This is a genomic window from Paraburkholderia fungorum, from assembly GCF_046027215.1.
Classification (GTDB): Bacteria; Pseudomonadota; Gammaproteobacteria; order Burkholderiales; family Burkholderiaceae; genus Paraburkholderia; species Paraburkholderia fungorum_D.
In genome coordinates, this window is the sequence record NZ_JAQQEN010000001.1 from 3,882,778 (window position 1) to 3,902,794 (window position 20,017).

Below are 20,017 nucleotides of genomic sequence, written 5' to 3' on the forward strand. Positions count from 1 at the left end.
GCTCAGGCGTCCTTGGCGATCATGTAGCCGAGACCGCGCACGTTGCGGATCAGATCCGCGCCGAGCTTCTTGCGCAGCGCGTGGATATACACCTCGACGGTATTGCTGCCGATCTCTTCACCCCAGCCGTACATTTTTTCTTCGAGCTGGCTCTTCGAGAGCACGGCGCCGGGCCGGGCGATCAGCGCCTCGAGCAGCGCGAATTCACGTGCGGAGAGCGCCACCGGTGCGCCCTCGAGCGTGACCTGATGCGAGGCCGGATCGAGCGTCAGGTTGCCGTGGCGAATGGTCGAATCGCTGCGGCCCGATTGACGGCGGATCAGTGCGCGCATGCGGGCGCCGAGTTCGTCGAGATCGAAAGGTTTGACGAGGTAATCGTCGGCACCGGCGTCGAGCCCTTTGACCCGGTCGGCGACCGCATCGCGCGCCGTGACGATCAGCACCGGCAAGGCATGACCACGCGCGCGCAAGGCGCGCAATACGTCGAGGCCGTCGCGCTTGGGCAGGCCGAGATCGAGCAGCAGCAGATCGTAAGTTTCGCCGGCCGCCGCGCTGAGCGCCGCTTCGCCGTCTTCCACCCAGTCAACCGCGAAGCCTTCGCCGCGCAGCGCCTTGCGCACGCCTTCGGCGATCATCCGGTCGTCTTCGACTAGCAATATGCGCATGGTTGTACGTTTCCGAATCGTTTGGTGATGCCGCATTCTAGCGCCCGGCCCAACGTGCCGCGCCGTTGGACGTTTTTTCACCGCAGCGCGACGGCATGTCTCTACAATGGGCGCTTTGTGTCGAACGCGTCGACGCCCGATGCGTCGTGGATAACCGCGCGGCCATAGCTCACGCACATCCGCCCGCGCATCGAACCCGCGCCCCACGCCCTGATATTTTGCTTTTTCGCCCGTTCATGACGCACGCTTTCCTGTCTTCTCTCGCACGCCGTACGGCGCGGCGTCTGCTGTCCCGTTCCGCTGACGATCTGAAGCCTCGCCGGTTCGCGCCGCGCACGGCGGCTTTGCTGCTCGCCTGCGCCGCGCTTGGCGCGAGTGCATCGCTGCCGCTGTCCGTTCAGGCCCGTGTCAAGGCCACGCGTCCGAGCGTCAACGTCACGACGGTTCTGCCGCAGGCCGTCATGGTCGGCTTGCAGCGCGCGCACGTGCCGTTGTCGTCGATCAGCGTGGTGGTGGAAAAAGTCGGCGACCGCACGCCGCTCCTCGCGCTGAACGCCGGCAAGCCGATGATGCCCGCCTCGACGATGAAGCTCGTCACCACCTACGCCGGCCTGTCGATTCTCGGCCCGGACTACCGCTGGCGCACGAGCGCCTACGCGGATGGCACGCTCGACGGCAACGGCGTGCTGCACGGCGATCTCTACATTCAGGGCACGGGCGATCCGAAGCTGGTGCCTGAAGAACTGATCGATCTGGTGCAGAAGATCCACAAGGCGGGCATTACCGGCATTGACGGCGCGCTCGTGCTCGACAAGCGCTTTTTCGATCCGTCGACACGCGACCTGCCCGCCTTCGACGACGACGCCACCGCACCGTACAACGTCGGGCCCGACCCGCTGCTGTACGCATTCAAGGCGCTGTCATTCACAGTGACGCCTTCGCCGGACGGCAGCGTTGCGATCGACGTACTGCCCGCGCTCGCGCAGTTGCAGATCGACAATCAGCTGCGCGCCACGAACGGCCCCTGCCGTGGCGACGCGGCGAGCGTTTCGCCCAGCGTCACGCCGCAGCCGAACGGCACCCTGGTGGCTTCCTTCGCCGGCGACTACTCGGTGCGCTGCGGCCCGCGCACGATCAACGTGGCGGTGCTCGATCACGCCGCGTTCTTCGCGCGCGGCTTCCTCGCGCTGTGGCAACAGACCGGCGGCACGTTCAGCGGCCCGACCCGCGAGGGCCCCGTGCCGGTGGGTGCAAAACTGGTCGCCACGCACGAGGGGCCGATGCTGTCGGACATCGTTCGCGACATCAACAAGTTCAGCAACAACACGATGGCGCGCAACCTGTTCCTGACGATCGGCGCGTCGGAAGAAAGGCCGCCCGCCACGCCGGCGAAATCGGCCCGCGCGATTCAGGCGTTTTTGCGGCGCGACGCCGTCGATATGCAATATCTGACGCTCGACAACGGCTCGGGCCTGTCGCGCGACGAACATGTCACCGCGCTCTCGCTCGCCGATCTGCTGCAACGGGCCAATGCGAGCCCGGTCGCCCAGGTGTTCGTGGAGTCGCTGCCGATTGCGGGGGTCGACGGCACGATGCGCAACCGCTTGACCAACCAGGGCGCGGGCGGCAACGCGCACATCAAGACTGGCACCTTGCGCGACGTGCGCGCGATCGCTGGTTATGTCGCATCGGCGGACGGCAACAGCTATGTGGTCGTCAGCCTGATCAACGACCCGCATTCCGAAGCCGCCGGCGCCGCACACGATGCCTTGCTCGAATGGGTGTATCAAGGACCGGCTCAGGGATTTACCAAGGTCGCCGCGTCCGTTGAAGAGCCACGCAGCAAGCCCAGGAAAAACCCGCAGAAGCGCGCGGGCCATTGAGTATTCCTTCTATAGAACCCGCGCGCCGCGACGCGCCCAAGCGTGTACGCTGTCGGGCAGTGTTTGAGGCGCGCGTAAAACGCAACGCGCGGCGCACGGACCGCGCAGCCGTTGCGGCCCTACGGCGCAATCAAACGATAACGACAACGTCCGCTGCGGCAAACGCAGCGATCAGGGACCACGGAGGAAGACACGATGCAATTCGATGCCGAATTGCTGCTGCTCGCCATGGCGCCAGTCTTTCTCGCATGCATCGGCTGGGAGGCGTGGCACCTGCGGCGCAGCCGTCCTGGCGCGCAGCTCTATAGCTGGCGCGACACGCTCTGCAACGCCGCGCTCGCGCTGATGCAGCAAGCCGCGGACAAGCTCGCGTGGCTCGCGATCATCCCCGTCTATGCATTTTTCTACGATCACTACCGCGTTCATACGTGGCCGGCGACCTGGGTGTCGTTCGTCGTGCTGTTCGTCGCTCAGGATCTGCTCTACTACGTGTTTCACCGCTGCAGCCACCGGGTGCGCTGGCTGTGGGCCGCGCATGTCGTGCATCACTCGTCGGAACGGATGAATTTTTCGACCGCGTTTCGCCAGAGCCTGATGTATCCGGTTGCCGGCATGTGGGTGTTCTGGATTCCGCTCGCCGTCCTTGGCTTTCCGCCCAAACAGATTGTGGCGATCGTGCTGATCAATCTCGGCTTTCAGTTTTTCGTCCACACGCAGGCGATCGGCAAGCTCGGCTGGCTCGAATACGTGTTCAACACGCCGTCGATTCATCGCGTGCATCACGCGCGCAACGATCGCTATATCGACCGCAATTACGCGGGTGTGCTGGTGATCTGGGATCGTCTGTTCGGCAGCTTTGTCGAGGAAGATCCGCATGACGCGCCGGCGTACGGCATCGTCGAACCGCTGCACACCTACAACCCGCTGAAGGCGACGTTTCACGAATGGGCGTCGATGGCCGCCGATTTCGCGAGCGTGCGTGGCTGGCGCAATAGGTGGCGTGCGCTGTTTGCGCCGCCCGCGTGGGCTGCCGAGTATCATGCGCGCCGCGCTGCCGGCGCTGCGTCATTGGGTGGTGAGACGAGTGTGAACGAAAACCATACGGCTGCGTTTCAAACGACGCGCAGGCCGTAGAAGATTCTGTAAGCTGTCGCCACGCCGTCGACGCGGTGGGCGCTGCCTGCAATACATGGCACAAGGGCCACACATACGAGGAGATGTAGTCAACATGAAACAAACAGCATCGAAGAAACCCAATTTCGTTCGTGTCACGCAGATCGCCACGGCCAGTGCCGCGTTTGCTTTGCTGGCTGCCTGCGGGGGCGGTAGCGACAACAACAACGCCAGCACCAGCACCACGCCGCCAGGCGGCGTGAACCTGCAGGTTGTTTCGTTTGGCGACAGCCTGTCGGATGTCGGCACGTACGCGCCGGTGATTCAGTCGAGCTTCGGCGGCGGCCGCTTCACGACGAACCCGGGTGAAGTGTGGACCCAGAAAGTCGCGGAGTACTATGGCGGCACGTTGACCGCAGCGTATGTGGGCGGCTTCGGTCGACCGCTGGTCGCAACGGGCGGGTTAGGCTACGCGCAAGGCGGCTCGGACGTCGTGAACGCCCAAGGCGAAGGTTGGGCACCGAACAGCATGGCGGCGACGACCGTGCCGGTGGTCACTCAGGTGGCAAACTACCTGGGCGCGCATACGAGCTTCAACTCGAACCAGCTCGTGCTGGTGAACGGCGGCGCGAACGACATCTTCCAGTTCTCGACCACCGCCAATCTGACGGCGCTCGGCGCCGCGCTGCAGACGCAATACCCGCTGCTCGTGCAGGCAGGCAAACTGCCGAACTCGCAGGCAGGCCAGGTACAGTTTATAGCCGGTTATCTGCAGCAGTTGGCCAACCCCCAGATCGCGACGGCCGCCGCGCAGCTCGCCGCACAAATTCAGACCATCGTCAACTCGGGTGCGACCCACGTAGTGGTGTCGACGGTGCCGGACATCGGCAGTACGCCGCAAGGCGTTCAGGCCAACGCAGCCGCGCCTGGCACGGCTGCACTGCTGTCGGGGATTACCGCAGCGTATAACGGCATCCTGGTCCAGAACCTGACGGCTCGCGGCCTGCTGGGGACGGGCAAGGTGATCGTGGCCGATGCGTTCACGTGGATTGATCAGCAGGTGCCGAACTACCAGGCGCTGGGCTTCACGGTGTCCAACACCGGTACGGCGTGTAACCTGGCGTCGATGGTGACCAACGCAACCGCGTACGCCACCGCCAATCCGAGCGCGACGAACGGGCTGACCCCGGCCCAGTACGGCTCCCAGTTCGGCTCGTCGCTGTTCTGCTCACCGCAGACCTACACGGTGGCCGGCGCTGACCAGACCTACATGTTCGCGGACCTGGTCCATCCGAGCACGCACTTGCACGCCTTGTTCGCGCAGTACGTTCAGCAGCAGATCGCGGCCACGGGGTTGGGGAAATAAGTTGAGGGTTGCCGCATAGCGGCTGCAGGATGCGAATCCTGCGAACGCCTGGCTTGCTGGTCAAGCCAGGCGTTTTTTTATTGTCGCGCGCGGCACAGCGGTTGAGACGACAAGTTGCTACAACGGATTGCGGCGGCGCCAGTGAGCAGGCCGCACAAACCAGGCCGTCCCTACCCCTGCGCTTCGAATGCAGCCGCGGCCCGGCCCAATCGGTCGTTCACAGCGATCCACTCGATCGTGTCCGGCAACTTCTCGATGAGAATCCGGCTCACATCCGCGCGATCCAGCGCCCTTAGCAGGCCATACAACTCGCGCGCATAAACGTGCGGATCTTCAGGCGCGGCAATGAAGTGCACGCCCTCGGCCTGGGCCCACTCCCCTGCGCGGGAAGCACGCGCCACCAGGGCCACGCGTTCATCGCTCTGGCGCGCCGCGAGCAAAATCTGCAACGCATCAAAAGGTAGCAAGGCCAACGGCGTGCGCGGCGCATAGTGCGCCTTCAACGTCCCCGAAGCGCGCGGTGCCGTTGCATCCGAACCGTCGGCCAGGCGTGGCGCCTCGCCGAGCACGTCGGCGATATCCTGCGGCGTTATCCGCCCAGGCCTTAGTAGCGCCGGAAATCCGCGCGACAAATCCAAGATCGTCGACTCAATCCCGACGTCAGATGCGCCACCGTCCAGCACGTGAATCGCGCTGCCAAACTCGTCGCGCACATGTTGCGCCGTCGTTGGGCTCACGTGGCCGAAGCGATTCGCCGACGGCGCCGCCACGCCGCCATGTCCGCCGCGCAACGCACTGAATGCTTCGAGCAACGCCTGGGCAACCGGATGTGACGGACAGCGCAAACCCACTGAATCCTGGCCACCGCTCACGGCTGCATTGATCCGCTCGGCGCGTTTCAGGATCAACGTGAGCGGCCCCGGCCAGAACGCATCGATCAAACGCTGCGCTTCCGCCGGCAAATGCTCGACCCAGTAGTTCGGATCGCCCTGCGGAGCAAGATGCACGATCACTGGATGATTCGCCGGCCTGCCCTTCGCCGCGTAGATGCGCGCGACGGCGTCAGGACTCTCGGCGTCGCCGCCGAGTCCGTAGACCGTCTCCGTGGGGAACGCGACGAGGCCGCCCGCATCGAGCAGCGCGGCAGCGTGTTCGATCTGCTCGGCGCTCACAGGCAAGGCGCTTGCGGCGCCCCCTTCGGCAGGTTTGCTTTGATCCGGCATGGCGTGCGCGTCAGCTCGTGAGGATGTGCAGGAGCCGCGCGCAATCGCGGGCGGCCGTGCGAGCTTCCTCGAGTGTCGCGGCCGTGAAGTTCACGTGGCCCATCTTGCGGCCGCAACGTGCTTCTTCCTTGCCGTACAGATGCAAACGCGCCGCCGGCATCGCGGCAACCTCGTGCCACGGCGGCGTGACCGCCGCACGCTTCGGACCGTCCGGGAACCACACGTCGCCGAGGATATTCAGCATCACCGCCGGAGAATGCTGGCGCGTGTCGCCAAGCGGCATGCCGGTCATCGCGCGCACCTGCTGCTCGAACTGGCTGGTCGCGCAGGCGTCGACGGTGTAGTGACCGGAGTTGTGCGGACGCGGCGCCATTTCATTGGCGACCAGCGAGCCGTCTTCGAGAATGAAAAACTCGACGCACAGCACGCCCACATAGCCGAGCTTGTCGGCGATCTGCAGCGCGGCTTGCTGGGCCTGGGCAACCAGCGTCGGGCTCGCATCCGGCGCGGGGACGATGGTGTGCGACAGCACGCCGTCGCGATGCGTGTTTTGCGCCAGCGGATACACCACCGACGCACCACTCGCCGCGCGTGTAATCAGCGCGGACACCTCGAATTTCAGCGGCAAGCGCTTTTCCAGCACGCACGGCACGCCGGCGAGCGACGCATGCGCCTCGCGCACTTCCTCGGCGTTGCGCACGCGAACCTGGCCTTTGCCGTCGTAGCCCATGCGCGCGGTCTTGAGAATGCCGGGCAGCACCGCTTCGAGCTTCGTGTCGTCGAGCGCGGCCAGCGCATTCGACGACTCGATCACGACATGCGGCGCCACCGTCACGCCCGAGGACGCAATGAAGCGCTTCTCGGCGATCCGGTCCTGCGCCACGGCGACGCACCGGCCGGCCGGACTCACGAACGTGGTTCTGGCAAGGAAATCGAGGCTCGCCGCCGGCACGTTCTCGAATTCGGTCGACACCGCCGCGCACAAACGCGCGAGTTCGGTCAACGACGCTTCGTCGTCGTAAGCCGCGCGGATATGCCGGTCAGCGACGGCACCCGCCGGACTGTTTTCGTCCGGATCGAGTACAGCGACGCGATAGCCCATTGCCTGGGCGGCAAAGCAGAACATGCGGCCGAGCTGGCCGCCACCAACCATGCCAAGCCATGCGCCGGGCAGAATTGGTGAAACCGGTGTGTTGTCTGGGTTCATCTTAGTGGTCGGTCGCGGCCGGGCGCGCATGCAAGCATGCAACAACGCCCAACCGGGGGTCGGACAGGGGGACGTCTAAAAGCATCCGCCATTGCGCTTACAGCGCGGGCAGCACCATGGCGTGGGCTGCTTCGTTCTGGCGCGCGCGGAATGCAGCCAGTTTTTCCGCATACTCGGCGTTCGTACCGCTCAGAATCGACACCGCGAACAACGCCGCGTTCGCCGCGCCCGCTTCGCCGATCGCAAATGTGGCGACCGGCACGCCCTTGGGCATCTGCACGATCGAATGCAGCGAATCCACGCCCTTCAGATACTTGCTCGCTACCGGCACGCCGAGCACCGGCACCGTGGTCTTGGCGGCCAGCATGCCCGGCAGATGCGCCGCGCCGCCGGCACCGGCGATGATCGCGCGCAAGCCGCGCTCGCGCGCATTTTCAGCATAGGTGAACATCTCGTCCGGCATGCGGTGCGCGGATACAACCTTCGCTTCATACGGCACGCCGAATTCCTGCAGAATCGCGACGGCGTTTTTCATCACTTCCCAATCGGAACTGGACCCCATCAGCACGCCAACCACGGGCGCGCCATGTGTATGGGCAGTCTGGACTTCACTCATCTTACGGCTTCCTTGTGTCTTGAGGCCCCCAAGACCTGTCGCTTCGCGCCAGGCCCCCCAAGGGGTGCGAGAATCTAGCCAGCCCGCGCGATCAAGCGAGCTTCTGGCCGGTCAGGCGTTCGAGCGCTTCCTGGTACTTCTCGCCGGTCTTCGCGACGACGTCGTCCGGCAGCTTGGGCGCCGGCGGCTCTTTCTTCCACGGCTGGGTTTCCAGCCAGTCGCGCACGAACTGCTTGTCGAACGACGGCGGGTTGGTGCCGACCTGATATTGATCCGCCGGCCAGAAACGCGACGAATCGGCCGTCAGCGCCTCGTCCATCAGATACAGCTTGCCGTGGTTGTCGAGCCCGAATTCGAACTTGGTATCCGCGATGATGATGCCGCGCGTAGCCGCGTAATCAGCGGCTTCCTTGTACAGCTTGATCGAGATGTCGCGGATCGTGGCCGACAGTTCGGTGCCGATGCGGCGTTCCATCTCGTTGTAGGTGATGTTTTCGTCGTGGTGGCCCATTTCGGCCTTGGCTGCCGGCGTGAAAATCGGCTCAGGCAGTTTTTGCGCGTTTTGCAGACCCGGCGGCAGTTCAACACCACACACCGAACCGGTTGCCTGGTAGTCTTTCCAGCCGCTGCCGGCCAGATAACCGCGCACCACTGCTTCGACGAGAATCGGTTCGAGGCGCTTGACCACCACCGCACGGCCCTTGACCTGCTCCACTTCGTCTGCCGCCACCACGGATTCGGGCGCCACGCCCGTGAGGTGATTCGGCACCACGTGCTTCAGTTTCTCGAACCAGAAGTTCGCCATTTCGTTGAGCACGCGGCCCTTATTCGGAATCGGCTCGCCCATGATGACGTCGAACGCCGACAGACGGTCGGTGGTGACGATCAGCAACTGGTCGTTGCCCACCGCATAGTTGTCGCGGACTTTACCGCGGCCGAGCAGCGGCAGCGAGCGGAGCGTGGATTCGTAAAGGGTAGACATCGTCGTGGTTCGCTAAAAGTGGGGCAAAAAGTGTGACCGGAACAAAAGGGAAACGCCGTTCCCCGGATGATGCGGGAACGGCGATCGAACGACAACCTGGCCTTTCGGCCAGATGTTGAGCTTGCTTATAGCTTAGCGGACGACTTGCGCGAGGTCGCCCGATTTGTACTTCTCCGCGATTTTATCAAGCGAAACCGGCTTGATCTTGCCGGCCTGGCCTTCGCAGCCAAATTGCGTGTAACGCTCGATACAGATCTTCATCGCGGCTTCGCGCGCCGGCTTCAGATAATCGCGCGGATCGAACTTGCCCGGATTGGTGGCCATGTAACGGCGGATCGCGCCGGTGATCGCCAGACGCAGGTCGGTATCGATGTTGACCTTGCGCACGCCGTTCTTGATGCCTTCCTGAATTTCTTCGACCGGCACGCCGTAGGTTTCCTTCATGTCGCCGCCGAATTCGCGGATTTCCGCGAGCAATTCCTGCGGTACCGACGACGAACCGTGCATCACCAGATGGGTGTTCGGAATGCGCCGGTGAATTTCCTTGATGCGCTGGATCGACAGAATGTCGCCCGTGGGCTTCTTGCTGAACTTGTACGCGCCGTGCGAGGTGCCGATCGCGATGGCCAGCGCGTCGCACTGGGTCAGCTTGACGAAGTCGGCAGCCTGTTCCGGGTCGGTCAGCAGCTGTTCGCGGGTCATCGTGCCTTCCGCGCCATGACCGTCTTCCTTGTCGCCTTTCATGGTTTCCAGCGAACCGAGCACGCCTAGTTCCGCTTCCACCGTAATGCCGATCGAGTGCGCCGCTTCTACCACTTTGCGCGACACGTCGACGTTGTACTCGTACGATGCGACCGTCTTGCCGTCGGCTTCGAGCGAACCGTCCATCATCACGCTGGTGAAACCGCTGCGGATCGCCGCCATGCAGACCGCCGGCGACTGCCCGTGGTCCTGGTGCATCACGACTGGAATATGCGGGTACGACTCGACCGCTGCTTCGATCAGGTGGCGCAGGAACGCTTCGCCTGCGTACTTACGCGCGCCGGCCGAAGCCTGCATGATGACCGGGGCGTTGACCTTGTCGGCCGCGGCCATGATTGCCTGCACCTGCTCCAGATTGTTCACGTTGAATGCCGGAAGGCCATAACCGTTTTCCGCGGCATGGTCCAGCAGTTGACGCATTGATACGAGAGGCATGCTGTAACTCCATAAATTGAAACGAATTCTGTGCCGTCGGCATCTTTTTGGGGCGATTTTATCGCGAAGCAAGCTGCATACCCGTTCACACATTCCCTAAAGCGCATGTTTCCTGAACGCGCGATTGGAGTCTGTGCGCCGCCTCTCGCGGGGCATGACAGCCTGCTTCACTCAATCAAGCCAGTGCCGATCGTGCAGTCTCCTGTCGACGGGAGTTAGCGCTTTAGCGCTTACTTCCGTCCCACGCAAGGCGCTCCGATCAAGATGGTTGTCGCCAATCAATACGGCTCGCCAACCCGAACGATCTTCAGCGTGTTCGTGCCGCCCGCCTGGCCCATCGGCTCGCCGACAGTCAGCACCACCATATCGCCGCGCGACGCGTAACCCTTGCTGACCACGGTTTCCAACGCCTGTTGCAACGCAGTGTCGCGGTCGGTGTTGGTGTCCAGATGCAGCGAGGTCACGTTGCGATACAGCGCCATGGCCCGCTCGCTGCCGACGCGCGGCGTGAGCGCGAAAATCGGCACATGCGTCCAGTGGCGAGACATCCACAGCGCGGTCGAGCCCGATTCGGTCAACGCCACAATCGCCTTCGCGCCGAGGTGGAACGCCGTGAACAGCGCGCCCATTGCGATCGACTGGTCGATGCGGGTGAACGTGCGGTCGAGGAAATCCTTGTCCAGTTCCGACTGTTCCGACTTCTCGGCTTCGACGCAGATGGCCGCCATCGTTTCGATGGTTTGCACCGGGTATTTGCCCGCCGCCGATTCCGCCGACAGCATCACCGCGTCCGTGCCGTCGAGCACGGCGTTCGCCACGTCCGACACCTCGGCGCGGGTCGGCACCGGGGCGTGGATCATCGACTCCATCATCTGGGTCGCGGTGATCACGAACTTGTTCGATTCGCGCGCCATGCGAATCATGCGCTTTTGCAGCGCGGGCACGGCGGCATTGCCCACTTCCACGGCCAGATCGCCACGCGCGACCATGATGCCGTCCGATGCGTCGAGAATGCCCTGCAGCGCCGGAATCGCTTCCGCGCGCTCGATCTTGGCGATCATCTTCGGCTTGATGCCGTAGGGCGCGCCGGCGATATTCGCGAGCTGGCGGGCCATTTCCATGTCGGTGGCGTTCTTCGGGAACGAGACCGCGACAAAATCGACACCGAGCGACATTGCCGTGCGGATGTCTTCCATGTCTTTCGCGGTCAGCGCGGGCGCCGACAGACCACCGCCCTGGCGGTTGATGCCCTTGTTGTTCGACAGCTCGCCGCCGATCTTGACGATCGTGTGGATTTCGCTGCCGATCACGCGTGCCACGTTCAGCACGATCAGGCCGTCGTTGAGCAACAGCACGTCGCCCGGTTTCAGGTCGCGCGGCAGGTCTTTGTAGTCGAGGCCGGCACGCTCTTCGTTGCCGAGTTCGCAGTCGGCGTCGAGGACGAACGGCTCGCCGGCCACGAGCATGACCTTGCCGTTTTCGAATTTGCCGACCCGGATCTTCGGGCCTTGCAGGTCGGCCATGATGGCGACTTCACGGCCGGCCTGACGGGCCGCCTCGCGCACGAATTCGGCGCGCTGGCGGTGGTCGTCGGCGGTGCCGTGCGAGAAATTCAGCCGCACCACGTCCAACCCTGCCTGAATCATTTGCAGCAGGATTTCGGGCGTGCTGGAAGCCGGTCCGATGGTAGCGACAATCTTGGTGGCGCGATGCATGAGTCTCCTCGTCTGGGTGAGATCGCTGGAATGAGCGCTGCGAGTCGGATGCGGAGGCTGCGCACCGAAAGATGCTGCCAGGGGCTGCGCGCCGGTTGAAACCAGCGTCGCTTTGTAGGGTGAAGCGGTATTCGACACCAGCACGGGGGGTGCCGGTGGGGGGGCGAGCGCAATCTCTTCGTCGTGAAGTTCTGCCGGCGATTGGGCGGTTTGTCCGCTGGACAATTCCGCTGCCTCACTGGCAGTGGTCAACTCCGCGAGCGCGACGGGCGTCTCGGATTCCTGCTGGATGGCAGCGTGCTGTGTGGCGTCGGAACGCGCTGGGCGCTCCCCGGCCGTTGCTGCTGCGGTGTTGCGCGGCGTGCCGTTGCGTTGGCCGCCGCGCTGGCCGCCGCGCGCTTTTGCCGATTTTGCCGTTGGGGAGCGCGTCGCCACGTTAAGCCCGCGATTCCAGAACTTCGACGGCGGGCAGTTTCTTGCCCTCGAGGAACTCGAGGAAAGCGCCGCCGCCCGTCGAGATATAGCTGACCTTGTCGTGGATGCCGTATTTGGCGATGGCCGCGAGCGTGTCGCCGCCACCGGCAATCGAGAACGCCGACGATTTGGCGATCGCATCGGCCAGCGTTTTGGTGCCGTTGCCGAACTGGTCGAATTCGAACACGCCGACCGGGCCGTTCCACACGATGGTGCCGGCTTTTTCCAGTTGCGCGGCCAGCAATTTGGCCGTTTCCGGTCCGATATCGAGGATCAGGTCGTCGTCTTCTACGTCGGCCACGGCTTTGACTTCAGCCCTGGCGGTCGGCGAAAACTCCTTGGCCGTGACCACGTCGGTCGGGATCGGCACCGAGGCGCCGCGCGCCTTGGCTGCGTCGATAATGGCTTTGGCTTCGTTGACCAGATCGGCTTCGGCCAGCGACTTGCCGATCTTCAGGCCCGCGGCCAGCATGAACGTGTTGGCAATCCCGCCGCCCACGATCAGCTGATCGACCTTCTCGGCCAGCGACTTCAGAATGGTCAGCTTGGTGGACACCTTCGAGCCGGCGACGATTGCCACCAGCGGGCGCTTCGGCGCGCCGAGCGCGTTGCCGAGCGCGTCCAGTTCAGCAGCCAGCAGCGGGCCGGCGCATGCCACGGGCGCATACTTCGCGATGCCATGCGTGGTCGCTTCGGCGCGGTGCGACGTGCCGAATGCGTCGTTCACGTAGACATCGCAGAGCTTCGCCATTTTCTGCGCGAGCTCGTCGGAATCTTTCTTTTCGCCCTTGTTGACGCGGCAGTTTTCCAGCAGCACGACCTGGCCTGCGGCAACGTTCACGCCGTTTTCAACCCAGTTGGCGAGCAGCGGCACGTCGCGGCCGAGCAATTCGGCCAGACGTTTCGCGACCGGCGCAAGCGAGTCTTCCGGCTTGAAATCGCCTTCGGTCGGGCGGCCCAGGTGCGACGTGACCATCACGGCGGCGCCTGCGTCCAGCGCGGCCTTGATCGCGGGCACGGAGGCGCGGATGCGGGTGTCTTCAGTGATGTTGCCTTGATCGTCCTGCGGCACGTTCAGATCGGCGCGGATGAACACGCGTTTGCCGGAGAGCTTGCCTTCGGCGATCAGATCAGAGAGACGCAATACCTTGTTCATGGGCGTTTGTGTGCGAGTTGATGAGAAGGCGGTGGCGGACGACGCACTGCGGGCCTCGCGCGGCAACTCCGGCGCTTCGGCACAGCAGCGGCTCCACTGGGGCGGGCGCCGGCGGCACGCGCCGCGGCTCGCGCGCAATGCAGCGACGCGGTTATCCCGGAAACATCCATTTTAACTGATCCACACTCCCTTCTGACCCGCCACCCGGCGAATGTCCCGTATTTGATGAATGCGTCGCGCATGCCGCAACGCAACATTTCACGCCGCATCAGTCACATGAAGACGCGCAGCAGCGTAAATACGATCATTCCAACGACAATCGTGCCGACCATGCTGCGTCGCCACAAAAACCACGCAAGTCCTGACAGCGCGGCGTAGAACTCGTGATTCGACGGCGCGAACGACAGGCCGTCGGGCGTTGCCAGCACATCGGGCAACACGACGGCAGCAAGCGCCGCGGCAGGCGCATAGCGCAGCATCTTTTGCACGCGTGCCGGCAGAACCGTGCGCTCACCGCCAATCAGAAACAGCGCGCGTGTCACCGCCGTGACAAAGGTCATGCCGAAAATGGCGAGCCAGATTTGCGTGGACGTCATGGGGAATCTCCGGCGCGGTTACGGATACGGCGCAAGTCGGCGCGCTCGACCATCAGATCGGCTGCGCTGCCGGCGATGATCGCCGCGATCACCGCGAGCGGCAGCGCGAGGCGGTACGGCAGATCGAACGCAAGCAGCGACACCACCCCAGCGGCGCTCACGGCGACCAGGGTAGAACGGTTGACAATCGCCGAGACCATGATCGGCAGGAGCGCCAGCGTGCCGGCCAGCGCAAGACCCCAGTTATCGGGAATCAGGCTCGCCAGCAGAATGCCGATGATCGACGAAACCTGCCACGACAGCCAGCTGCAGACCGCCATGCCCCAGAAGTACGCCTCCTTGCCCGGCACGTAGCCGGTCTGGAAGCTCTTCTTCTGGAACAGCAGATAGATCACGTCGCCATTGAAGTAACCGAGTACGATGCGGCGCCACATCGGCAGATAGGAAAAATGCGGCGCGAGGCCGACGCTGAAGATCACGAAACGCGTATTGACCATCGCCGCCGTGAGCAGCACGGTCCAGATCGGCAGCTTGGCCGCCAGAAGCGGCAATACCGCCAGTTGCGACGAGCCGGCGTAGCACAGCAGCGACATGGTGAGCGCTTGCGGCAGCGTGAGCACGGATTTGCTCATCGCGATGCCGGTCACGAGACCCCAGGAGAAAATCGCCATCAGCGTGGGCGAGTAGTCGCGCGCGCCCTCGCGAAAGGCACGGCGATCGGTATCTGACAGGCGAGCGAGCATGAGGTGAAACGCGCCGGCGCAAAGGGCGCCGCAATGAAGGGAGTCGGCGCCAGGTCGTCAAGCACCCGCTGGCGCATCCGGATTTGATTTATGCGTGCGCCGAATTATAGCGCCCGACATGCGGCCAAATGCCCGTTCCTTGTGCAAAAGACGCTAAAATAACGCTCTTCGCAAGACCTCACAAGAAAACGCAGGGGCCGTCCCCGCGTTTTCCGCCCCGCAGGAAGTCCCCCGCCCCGAAGGAAGTCCCCTTGGGGGATTGGGAGATTGCCCACTCGGGGCCTGGCGCGAAGCGTCAGGTTCAGAGGCACTCACAACCGCACCGCTGGAGAATCGTATGTCAATGGCCGACCGCGACGGCAAGATCTGGATGGATGGCAAGCTCATCGACTGGCGCGATGCCAAGATCCATGTGCTCACCCATACGCTGCATTACGGCATGGGCGTTTTCGAGGGCGTACGCGCCTACAAGACGGCCGATGGCGGCACCGCGATTTTCCGTCTGCAGGAACATACCAAGCGCCTGCTGAACTCGGCCAAGATCTTCCAGATGGACGTGCCGTTCGACCACGAAACGCTCGCCGCCGCGCAGCGCGAAGTCGTCCGCGAGAACAAACTCGAATCCTGCTATCTGCGCCCGATCATCTGGGTCGGCTCGGAAAAGCTCGGCGTGTCGGCCAAGGGCAATACGATTCACGTGGCGATCGCCGCGTGGCCGTGGGGTGCCTACCTCGGCGAAGACGGCCTGAAGAAGGGCATCCGCGTGAAGACCTCGTCGTTCACCCGCCATCACGTGAATGTGTCGATGGTGCGCGCGAAGGCGTCCGGCTGGTACGTGAACTCGATCCTCGCCAACCAGGAAGCCACGGCCGACGGCTACGACGAAGCGCTGCTGCTCGACGTGGACGGTTACGTGTCGGAAGGCTCGGGTGAAAACTTCTTCCTCGTGAACAACGGCAAGCTGTACACGCCTGATCTGTCGTCGTGCCTCGACGGCATCACGCGCGACACGGTCATCACGCTGGCGAAAGACGCTGGCATCGAAGTGATCGAAAAGCGCATCACACGCGACGAGGTCTACACCTGCGACGAAGCCTTCTTCACCGGCACCGCCGCTGAAGTCACGCCGATCCGCGAACTCGACAACCGCACGATCGGCGCGGGCGCACGCGGCCCGATCACGGAGAAGCTGCAAGCGGGCTTCTTCGATATCGTGAACGGCAAGAGCGAGAAGTACGCGCACTGGCTCACCAAGATTTAACGCGCAGGGCGCGCCGCATGCGCGTCCCGCACGAACCCTGCATACAACGAGAAAGTCCCCATGAGCGAAATCAAGGAAATGCCGCTAGTCGAACTGTCGGCAAAAGACCTGCCGGCGTACTGCCCGAACCCGGCCATGCCGCGCTGGAGCGCCCATCCGCGCGTCTTTATCGACGTCACGCATGGCGAAGCGCGCTGCCCGTACTGCAGCACGCGCTACAAGCTGCGCGACGGCGAAGTGGTCAAGGGTCATTGATCGCTGAACGCTGAGCGCTTGCGCCGTTCCGCACCTGCCGCGCGCCATCCCGCTCGCGGCTTTTTCCTATTTACCACTCTGAACGTCACGCGCAGGATGCGCGCGGCGCTTCGTTTCGACACCGGACACCCACTCTGATGCGTCGCGCGTTGGTTATCGCACCGAACTGGATCGGTGACGCATTGATGGCGCAGCCGCTGTTTGCGCGCCTCGTGAAATTGCATCCGCGCATCGTCATCGACGCGGTCGCGCCCTCGTGGGTCGCGCCCGTACTTGAACGGATGCCCGAGATCCGCGACGTCTATGCCACCGACCTCGCGCACGGCAAGCTGCAGATGCTGCGCCGCTGGCAACTGGCGAGCGACTTGCGCGACGTCAGCTACGACGCGGCCTATGTACTGCCGAATTCGCTCAAATCGGCGCTGATTCCGTGGCTGGCGGGTATTGCGCTGCGCATCGGCTATACCGGCGAAAGCCGCTATGGCCTGCTGAACGTGCGTCACGCGAATCCGCGCAAAGACGAGCGTCCGCCGATGGTCGGCCAATACGCCGCCCTCGCCTACGCGCCCGGCGCCAAAATCCCCGACGACCTGCCCATGCCGCGGCTCGACGCGGATCTGAACGAGGCATCGCGGGTTTCGGCGCGCTTCAATCTGGATACACGGGTGCCGCTGCTGGTGTTCTGCCCGGGCGCCGAGTATGGTCCGGCCAAGCGCTGGCCGCCTGAGCATTTCGCTTCGCTCGCGCAGATGGTCGGCCAGTCCTTCCCGTACACCCAGATCGTCGCGCTCGGCTCGCCGAAAGACGCCCCGCTTGCCCAGGCCATTGCCGAAAAGGCGCCGAACGTACGCAACCTGTGTGGCCAGACCGCGCTGGGCGAGGCTTGCGCGCTGATCGCGCGGGCCAACGCGGTCGTCACGAACGATTCCGGCCTGATGCATGTGGCCGCCGCGCTGCGCCGCCCGCTGGTGGCCGTGTACGGTTCGACCGATCCGCGCCACACCCCGCCCTTGTCCGAGCTTGCGAAGGTACAATGGCTTCATCTCGAATGCAGCCCCTGTTTTGAGCGCGAGTGTCCGCTTGGTCATCTGAACTGCCTGAAGCAGTTGAGCGCCGAGCAGGTATTTGGCGATTTGCGTGGCATGCTGCTCGCGCAGCGCTGAACCAACTGATACTTGCACGCAACACCGCACGCACCTGAGCGCGTTGCGTCATGTTCGCGCCTTGAGGCGCGGGCATTCTCGCGCTCAGGCCTGATTGTCCGGTGCACCGGACTGTCCCGCTGACTGCTGCCCCGCAACCGCGCGCCGCGCACAAGAGACTGACGAGCCATGCCACGTTTTGCCCACATCTTCGAAGCCGCCGCCGATACGCTGAATGCCTACTACCAGGCAATCGCCGAGGCGAATATCGACAGCTTGATGGGCCTGTGGATCGACGAGGAGTTCGCCAGCTGCATCTGCGCAGACGGCTCGCACCTGCACGGCCTCGACAGCATTCGCGCCGGTTTGCAGATCCAGCTCGAAGCTGCGCGCATTTCGATCGAGCCGCTCGATATTCGCGTGTACGACAGCCTCGGCACCGTGGTCTACGCCATTGCCGAAGCGCATCGGCCGGCCGATCAGACCGCCACGCCAAGCATGGTGTTCACCACCTACGTAATGGTCCACGAGCGTGGCGAATGGCGCATTGCGCATATTCACGCGAGTGCGATGCCGAACGAAGCCGCCAGCCAGTTCGCCGTTAAGATGCGACATGGTCAGGGGGCGCTGCACTGACGCGCCTCGCGTTTCACCTTTCTGTTCCGGCGCAGGCATGAGTACGACGCACAATAAATCCGTTTCTTCCGGCGCGGCACGCACTGCGGCTGCCGTCGAGGCTAGCGTCGATCTGCTTTACCGCGCGCCGCTCTGGCTGCCGAACCGGCATATCCAGACTATCGTGCCGTCGCTGTTCGCGCGCCGTCCGGCGGTCGCCTTCAGGCGTGAACGCTGGGATACACCAGACGGCGACTTCATCGATCTCGACTGGGTGGTGCATGACGGCCAGTCCATTGGCGCATCGGGCGCAGCCGTTGCGCCACGGATTCCTGCCAACACGGCTCCGCTCTTCGTGCTGTTTCACGGCCTTGAAGGCAGTTCCGCTTCGCACTATGCGTCTTCACTGATGGCGGCCGCGCGCGAGTATGGCTGGCATGGCGTGGTGCCGCATTTTCGCAGTTGCAGCGGGGCGCTCAATTTGATGCCGCGCTTCTATCATCTCGCCGATAGCAACGAAGTCGACTGGGTGCTGCGGCGGCTACGCGCGGCGCATCGCGGGCCGATCGTGGTGGCGGGTGTCTCGCTGGGCGGCAATGTGCTGTTGCGCTGGCTTGGCGAGCGACGCGAGGATGCGTCGTCGGTGGTATCGGCTGCGGCCGCGATTTCGACGCCGATCGACGTGCATGCTGGCGGGCGGGCGTTGTCGCAGGGCTTCGGCATGATCTATACACGCAGTTTCCTGAAAACGCTGAAGCAGAAGGCCGGACAGAAGCTGGTCCAGTTTCCGGGCCTGTTCGATCGCGACGCGATGCTGGCGAGCCGCACCATGTATGAGTTCGACAATGCGGTGACGGCGCCGCTGCACGGCTTTCGCGATACTGACCATTACTGGAGTAGCGCGACGACGCGTCCGCTGCTGCCGGCGATTATCGTGCCGACGCTGGTGCTGAATGCGCGCAACGATCCGTTTTTGCCGAGCGAGGCGTTGCCGTCGCGGCACGAGGTATCGGCAGTTGTCGAACTCGATCAACCCTTGCACGGCGGGCACGCCGGCTTTATGACCGGACCGTTTCCCGGACGGATTGACTGGTTGTCGCGGCGGGTGTTTGGCTATCTGGAGCGGTACGTCGATCATGGATGACATTGTCAAGCAGGCGCTGGCCAAGTGGCCGAATGTACCGAGTTGCACGGGCTGGTTGATGCTCGATCGCCGTGGTGTCTGGCGCATGCGGGATGAGGCTGCGCAGGCTAGTGGTGCACTTGGGGAGCCTATCCGGCACGAGGCGTTGCTCGGGTTTATCAACCGCAATTACGACGCCGATGAACGCGGGCAGTGGTTTTTCCAGAATGGACCGCAACGGGTTTATGTTGAATTGGGTTATACGCCGTGGGTGGTGAGGTTGTCCGCCGATGCGGGCGGTTCGCTTTCGTTGACTGACCAGGCTGGGGTGTTATTCGAGCCTTCGGCTGTGTTTGTTGATGATGAAGGCGGGATTCTGTTTGCTGATGGTTCGGTTCCACCGAGGGTGGCTGTTTTGCATGATCATGATCTGGATGTTTTTTCTGAGCATGCTGAGTTGGCTGACGATGGGGTTAGTGGTGTTTTTTTGTGGCGTGGCCTGAGGTTGGGGATGCAGGCGCTGCGGCGGGGGGACGTGGCAGCGCGGTTTGGGTTTGTTGTTAGTCCGGCTGGAGGGGCATAGAGGTTTTTTTTGCCTTTGGCGGCGGCGTTTTCCTGGTACTTGCCTCTTTGGCCTTTCCTTGTTTTCTTATTGGTTTATTGGCCTCGCCCCTGTGCGGGGCGG

General features: G+C 63.6%; 19 protein-coding genes. 9 read left to right on the forward strand and 10 right to left on the reverse strand.

Annotated elements, in window-relative coordinates; genetic code table 11:
* Nucleotides 1-2: 2 nt before the first annotated feature.
* A complete protein-coding gene (locus PQR27_RS17350; RefSeq protein ID WP_408524795.1) occupies nucleotides 3-665 on the reverse strand; it encodes a response regulator in 663 nt (220 codons plus the stop codon).
* 236 nt (nucleotides 666-901) lie between these two features.
* On the opposite strand from PQR27_RS17350, the gene dacB reads away from it, so the two are divergent.
* The 3 genes from dacB to PQR27_RS17365 all read left to right on the forward strand — a co-directional run bounded on the left by dacB (nucleotide 902) and on the right by PQR27_RS17365 (nucleotide 5,027).
* A complete protein-coding gene (gene dacB / locus PQR27_RS17355) occupies nucleotides 902-2,548 on the forward strand; it encodes a D-alanyl-D-alanine carboxypeptidase/D-alanyl-D-alanine endopeptidase (RefSeq protein ID WP_408524796.1) in 1,647 nt (548 codons plus the stop codon).
* Nucleotides 2,549-2,743: 195 nt separating this feature from the next.
* Nucleotides 2,744-3,682 (forward strand): sterol desaturase family protein, encoded by a 939-nt coding sequence (locus PQR27_RS17360; RefSeq protein ID WP_408524797.1) that lies wholly within the window; start codon nucleotides 2,744-2,746, stop codon nucleotides 3,680-3,682.
* A gap of 94 nt (nucleotides 3,683-3,776) precedes the next feature.
* On the forward strand, nucleotides 3,777-5,027 hold the full coding sequence (locus tag PQR27_RS17365) for an SGNH/GDSL hydrolase family protein (RefSeq protein ID WP_408524798.1): 1,251 nt from the start codon (nucleotides 3,777-3,779) through the stop codon (nucleotides 5,025-5,027).
* A 170-nt stretch (nucleotides 5,028-5,197) separates the two neighbouring features.
* On the opposite strand, the gene PQR27_RS17370 is transcribed toward PQR27_RS17365, so the two are convergent.
* From PQR27_RS17370 to PQR27_RS17410, 9 genes are all read right to left on the reverse strand, one after another.
* Complete coding sequence (locus PQR27_RS17370; protein WP_408524799.1) at nucleotides 5,198-6,250, reverse strand: L-threonylcarbamoyladenylate synthase; 1,053 nt, start codon at nucleotides 6,248-6,250, stop codon at nucleotides 5,198-5,200.
* A gap of 10 nt (nucleotides 6,251-6,260) precedes the next feature.
* Nucleotides 6,261-7,457 (reverse strand): 5-(carboxyamino)imidazole ribonucleotide synthase, encoded by a 1,197-nt coding sequence (locus PQR27_RS17375; protein WP_408524800.1) that lies wholly within the window; start codon nucleotides 7,455-7,457, stop codon nucleotides 6,261-6,263.
* Between the two features lie 97 nt (nucleotides 7,458-7,554).
* Nucleotides 7,555-8,073 (reverse strand): 5-(carboxyamino)imidazole ribonucleotide mutase, encoded by a 519-nt coding sequence (gene purE, locus PQR27_RS17380; protein WP_408524801.1) that lies wholly within the window; start codon nucleotides 8,071-8,073, stop codon nucleotides 7,555-7,557.
* 91 nt (nucleotides 8,074-8,164) lie between these two features.
* Nucleotides 8,165-9,055, reverse strand: a complete 891-nt coding sequence (locus PQR27_RS17385) for a phosphoribosylaminoimidazolesuccinocarboxamide synthase (RefSeq protein ID WP_408524802.1) — start codon at nucleotides 9,053-9,055, stop codon at nucleotides 8,165-8,167.
* Nucleotides 9,056-9,187: 132 nt separating this feature from the next.
* Nucleotides 9,188-10,252 (reverse strand): class II fructose-bisphosphate aldolase, encoded by a 1,065-nt coding sequence (fba, locus tag PQR27_RS17390; protein WP_408524803.1) that lies wholly within the window; start codon nucleotides 10,250-10,252, stop codon nucleotides 9,188-9,190.
* Between the two features lie 278 nt (nucleotides 10,253-10,530).
* Nucleotides 10,531-11,967: a pyruvate kinase gene (pyk, locus tag PQR27_RS17395; RefSeq protein WP_408524804.1), complete on the reverse strand. Its 1,437-nt coding sequence runs from the start codon at nucleotides 11,965-11,967 to the stop codon at nucleotides 10,531-10,533.
* Between the two features lie 436 nt (nucleotides 11,968-12,403).
* Nucleotides 12,404-13,597 carry a phosphoglycerate kinase gene (locus PQR27_RS17400; RefSeq protein WP_408524805.1) on the reverse strand — a complete coding sequence of 398 codons (1,194 nt, stop codon included), beginning with the start codon at nucleotides 13,595-13,597 and terminating at the stop codon, nucleotides 12,404-12,406.
* 272 nt (nucleotides 13,598-13,869) lie between these two features.
* Nucleotides 13,870-14,193 (reverse strand): branched-chain amino acid transport AzlD family protein, encoded by a 324-nt coding sequence (locus PQR27_RS17405; RefSeq protein ID WP_408524806.1) that lies wholly within the window; start codon nucleotides 14,191-14,193, stop codon nucleotides 13,870-13,872.
* Nucleotides 14,190-14,936: an AzlC family ABC transporter permease gene (locus tag PQR27_RS17410; RefSeq protein WP_408524807.1), complete on the reverse strand. Its 747-nt coding sequence runs from the start codon at nucleotides 14,934-14,936 to the stop codon at nucleotides 14,190-14,192. Before PQR27_RS17410 ends, PQR27_RS17405 begins: the two co-directional genes overlap by 4 nt.
* A gap of 337 nt (nucleotides 14,937-15,273) precedes the next feature.
* Between PQR27_RS17410 and PQR27_RS17415 the strand changes: the two genes are divergently transcribed.
* The 6 genes from PQR27_RS17415 (at nucleotide 15,274) to PQR27_RS17440 (ending at nucleotide 19,915) form a co-directional block, all read left to right on the forward strand.
* A complete protein-coding gene (locus tag PQR27_RS17415; protein WP_408524808.1) occupies nucleotides 15,274-16,197 on the forward strand; it encodes a branched-chain amino acid transaminase in 924 nt (307 codons plus the stop codon).
* 60 nt (nucleotides 16,198-16,257) lie between these two features.
* Complete coding sequence (locus PQR27_RS17420; RefSeq protein WP_064268765.1) at nucleotides 16,258-16,452, forward strand: zinc-finger domain-containing protein; 195 nt, start codon at nucleotides 16,258-16,260, stop codon at nucleotides 16,450-16,452.
* A gap of 137 nt (nucleotides 16,453-16,589) precedes the next feature.
* Entirely contained in the window at nucleotides 16,590-17,615 is a 1,026-nt protein-coding gene (waaF, locus tag PQR27_RS17425) for a lipopolysaccharide heptosyltransferase II (RefSeq protein WP_408524809.1), read from the forward strand.
* 168 nt (nucleotides 17,616-17,783) lie between these two features.
* Entirely contained in the window at nucleotides 17,784-18,230 is a 447-nt protein-coding gene (locus PQR27_RS17430) for a nuclear transport factor 2 family protein (RefSeq protein WP_408524810.1), read from the forward strand.
* Between the two features lie 37 nt (nucleotides 18,231-18,267).
* Nucleotides 18,268-19,353 carry a YheT family hydrolase gene (locus tag PQR27_RS17435; protein WP_408524811.1) on the forward strand — a complete coding sequence of 362 codons (1,086 nt, stop codon included), beginning with the start codon at nucleotides 18,268-18,270 and terminating at the stop codon, nucleotides 19,351-19,353.
* Nucleotides 19,346-19,915, forward strand: a complete 570-nt coding sequence (locus PQR27_RS17440; protein WP_408524812.1) for a DUF2946 family protein — start codon at nucleotides 19,346-19,348, stop codon at nucleotides 19,913-19,915. The genes PQR27_RS17435 and PQR27_RS17440 overlap by 8 nt, the downstream gene beginning before the upstream one ends.
* The last annotated feature ends 102 nt before the right edge of the window (nucleotides 19,916-20,017 follow it).

Coding starts and splice junctions, on each gene's coding strand:
- PQR27_RS17360 (WP_408524797.1), top strand. CDS start 2,744: ATGCAATTCGATGCCGAATTGCTGCTGCTCGCCATGGCGCCAGTCTTT.
- PQR27_RS17370 (WP_408524799.1), bottom strand. CDS start 6,250: ATGCCGGATCAAAGCAAACCTGCCGAAGGGGGCGCCGCAAGCGCCTTG.
- dacB (WP_408524796.1), top strand. CDS start 902: ATGACGCACGCTTTCCTGTCTTCTCTCGCACGCCGTACGGCGCGGCGT.
- PQR27_RS17420 (WP_064268765.1), top strand. CDS start 16,258: ATGAGCGAAATCAAGGAAATGCCGCTAGTCGAACTGTCGGCAAAAGAC.
- PQR27_RS17365 (WP_408524798.1), top strand. CDS start 3,777: ATGAAACAAACAGCATCGAAGAAACCCAATTTCGTTCGTGTCACGCAG.
- waaF (WP_408524809.1), top strand. CDS start 16,590: ATGCGTCGCGCGTTGGTTATCGCACCGAACTGGATCGGTGACGCATTG.
- fba (WP_408524803.1), bottom strand. CDS start 10,252: ATGCCTCTCGTATCAATGCGTCAACTGCTGGACCATGCCGCGGAAAAC.
- PQR27_RS17375 (WP_408524800.1), bottom strand. CDS start 7,457: ATGAACCCAGACAACACACCGGTTTCACCAATTCTGCCCGGCGCATGG.
- PQR27_RS17430 (WP_408524810.1), top strand. CDS start 17,784: ATGCCACGTTTTGCCCACATCTTCGAAGCCGCCGCCGATACGCTGAAT.
- PQR27_RS17435 (WP_408524811.1), top strand. CDS start 18,268: ATGAGTACGACGCACAATAAATCCGTTTCTTCCGGCGCGGCACGCACT.
- PQR27_RS17410 (WP_408524807.1), bottom strand. CDS start 14,936: ATGCTCGCTCGCCTGTCAGATACCGATCGCCGTGCCTTTCGCGAGGGC.
- pyk (WP_408524804.1), bottom strand. CDS start 11,967: ATGCATCGCGCCACCAAGATTGTCGCTACCATCGGACCGGCTTCCAGC.
- PQR27_RS17440 (WP_408524812.1), top strand. CDS start 19,346: ATGGATGACATTGTCAAGCAGGCGCTGGCCAAGTGGCCGAATGTACCG.
- purE (WP_408524801.1), bottom strand. CDS start 8,073: ATGAGTGAAGTCCAGACTGCCCATACACATGGCGCGCCCGTGGTTGGC.
- PQR27_RS17350 (WP_408524795.1), bottom strand. CDS start 665: ATGCGCATATTGCTAGTCGAAGACGACCGGATGATCGCCGAAGGCGTG.
- PQR27_RS17405 (WP_408524806.1), bottom strand. CDS start 14,193: ATGACGTCCACGCAAATCTGGCTCGCCATTTTCGGCATGACCTTTGTC.
- PQR27_RS17385 (WP_408524802.1), bottom strand. CDS start 9,055: ATGTCTACCCTTTACGAATCCACGCTCCGCTCGCTGCCGCTGCTCGGC.
- PQR27_RS17415 (WP_408524808.1), top strand. CDS start 15,274: ATGTCAATGGCCGACCGCGACGGCAAGATCTGGATGGATGGCAAGCTC.
- PQR27_RS17400 (WP_408524805.1), bottom strand. CDS start 13,597: ATGAACAAGGTATTGCGTCTCTCTGATCTGATCGCCGAAGGCAAGCTC.